This window comes from Neisseria sp. P0001.S005, assembly GCF_051963715.1.
Window position 1 is genome coordinate 1 of sequence record NZ_JBQCTZ010000335.1, and the last position, 2,284, is coordinate 2,284.

At 45.4% G+C, this 2,284-nt stretch carries 3 protein-coding genes and 2 tRNA genes; 3 read left to right on the plus strand and 2 right to left on the minus strand.

The window, feature by feature from the left end; all coding sequences use genetic code 11:
• Positions 1–18 precede the first annotated feature (18 nt).
• From ACTHSP_RS19775 to ACTHSP_RS19785, 3 genes are all read left to right on the plus strand, one after another.
• Positions 19–1,170 (plus strand): class I SAM-dependent methyltransferase, encoded by a 1,152-nt coding sequence (locus ACTHSP_RS19775; protein ID WP_440346750.1) that lies wholly within the window; start codon positions 19–21, stop codon positions 1,168–1,170.
• A 106-nt stretch (positions 1,171–1,276) separates the two neighbouring features.
• Positions 1,277–1,353: transfer RNA gene (locus ACTHSP_RS19780), tRNA-Met, on the plus strand.
• A 6-nt stretch (positions 1,354–1,359) separates the two neighbouring features.
• Positions 1,360–1,435, plus strand: a tRNA-Ala gene (locus ACTHSP_RS19785).
• A gap of 140 nt (positions 1,436–1,575) precedes the next feature.
• On the opposite strand, the gene ACTHSP_RS19790 is transcribed toward ACTHSP_RS19785, so the two are convergent.
• Together ACTHSP_RS19790 and ACTHSP_RS19795 are read right to left on the minus strand one after the other, a co-directional pair.
• Positions 1,576–1,980 carry a ClpXP protease specificity-enhancing factor gene (locus tag ACTHSP_RS19790; protein WP_440346749.1) on the minus strand — a complete coding sequence of 135 codons (405 nt, stop codon included), beginning with the start codon at positions 1,978–1,980 and terminating at the stop codon, positions 1,576–1,578.
• Between the two features lie 11 nt (positions 1,981–1,991).
• On the minus strand, positions 1,992–2,284 hold a 293-nt coding region (locus tag ACTHSP_RS19795), incomplete at its 5' end, for a glutathione binding-like protein (protein WP_440346728.1).

Genomic DNA, 2,284 nt, shown 5'->3' on the forward strand with positions numbered 1-2,284 from the left:
TTACATTATCTAACAGTCATGAAGCCACAACTCCCCCTCCCTTCCCCTGATGCACAAGCCTCTTCAGCACACCTGACGAAGCTCATAAAAAACGAAATTGAACAACATCAAAACTGGATACCCTTTTCCCGTTTTATGGAGCTTGCCCTTTACACACCTCAATACGGCTATTACAGTGGAGGCAGCCATAAAATCGGCACAGACGGCGACTTCATTACTGCCCCAACCCTCTCCCCCCTATTCGGACAAACCCTTACCAAACAACTTGCTGAATTACTGCCGCAAACAGCAGGCAATATCTATGAATTTGGTGCAGGTACAGGCCATCTCGCCACCACACTCTTACAAAATCTTTCAGACGGCCTGAATCATTACTACATTATCGAGCTATCGGCAGAGCTTGCAGAGAGACAACGTCAACACATTCTTGAGCACACATCTCCCGAAGCAGCCGCAAAAGTCATCCACCTCACCACATTACCCGAACACTTTGACGGCATCATCATCGGCAACGAAGTATTGGATGCCATGCCGGTTGAACGCTTGATTTATCAAGATGAAGGGTTTCAACAAATCGGCGTGAGCCTAGAGAATGACGAGCTAATCGAAGCCATCAGACCATTGACCCAAGCCGAACTTACGCAAACAGCCGCCTTATACTTCCCTCCCCTTCCCTCATACACAAGCGAGCTGCATCCGGCACAATATGCCTTTATCCAAACCCTGGCCGCTAAATTACAGCGCGGCGGCATGATATTTATCGATTACGGCTTCGATGCCGCTCAGTATTACCATCCGCAACGCAAGGAAGGCACATTCATCGGCCACTATCGTCACCACACTATCCACGACCCATTTTTCAATATCGGCCTGACCGATTTGACTGCGCACGTCAATTTCACCGATATCGCACGCGCCGGCACGGAATCAGGTTTGGACTTAATCGGCTACCTGCCCCAATCTTATTTCCTGCTCAATCTCGGCATCACTGGCCTGCTGGCACAAGTCGGCAGCCCGGATTCGGTTGAATATATCCAAGCCGCCGCCTCAGTACAAAAACTGATACATCAGCACGAAATGGGCGAACTTTTTAAAGTGATCGCTTTTGGCAAAGACATCGATATCGATTGGACAGGCTTCAGCCACGGCGATATTTGCCATAAGCTATAGCCTAACAACCTACTTTTTATTTTTTAAAAACAATAAGAAATAAAAAAAATTAAAATTAGCGCTTGCCAAATATTCAAAAAAAACTATAATAGCGACTTCACGAAACGGCGAATTAGCTCAGTCGGTTAGAGCAGAGGAATCATAATCCTTGTGTCCGGGGTTCGAGTCCCTGATTCGCCACCAAATTTCGGGGGTATAGCTCAGTTGGTAGAGCGCTTGCATGGCATGCAAGAGGTCAGCGGTTCGATCCCGCTTACCTCCACCACTAAACAAAAAAGCTCTTGTTAAATACAAGGGCTTTTTTGTTTAGCTTAATTAATAACTGATTGCTCATTAATTTTGCCATTTCAATAACTAATCAATAAAGGCCGTCTGAAACATTTCAGACGGCCTTTTATCTTTTAATTACTTCACAAGCTTCAATACTTTTTTCGGTTTATCTTCCGCAGATTCAGCTTTTTTATCTTCCACCACTGCAGCTTCGACAGAAGCAGGCTGATATGGTTCTACCTCAAACCCCATACCCTCTCCACTTTCGCGACCAAATATACTGACAATATGACCAACCGGAATCCAAATCTCGTGCGCTACACCGGAAAAACGCGCAGAGAAATTGACCCATTCGTTGTCGATATTTAAGTTATGACTGGCGGTAGGACCGATATTTAAAACAATTTCATTATCGCGAACATACTGCATCGGCACACGGGTATGTTCATTTACCCAAGCTACGATATGCGGTGTTTGGTTATTGTCCAAACACCATTCATACAAAGCACGCAACAAATACGGTTTGGTTGAAGTTGCCATAGATCCGTCCCTTAACGACGCATGGCTTTTTCAGCCGGCGTCAATGCTTCAATAAAGGCTTCGCGTTGGAAAATACGCTCGGCGTATTTCAGCAAAGGCGCAGCAGATTTACCCAGTTTGATGTCGTAATAGTCCAAACGCCACAACAGCGGAGACAAGGCAACATCAATCATAGAAAAGTCATCGCCCAAGATGTATTTGTTTTTAGTAAAAGATGGTGCCAACAATGTCAAACCATTGCCAATGGCTTCACGCGCTTTAGCTTGTTCTTTATTGGTAGATTCAGGGTTTTCCAACACTTGCA

What these genes read in the sequence shown, in the direction of transcription:
- ACTHSP_RS19790 (WP_440346749.1), bottom strand. Translation starts at nt 1,980, where the DNA reads ATGGCAACTTCAACCAAACCGTATTTGTTGCGTGCTTTGTATGAATGG.
- ACTHSP_RS19775 (WP_440346750.1), top strand. Translation starts at nt 19, where the DNA reads ATGAAGCCACAACTCCCCCTCCCTTCCCCTGATGCACAAGCCTCTTCA.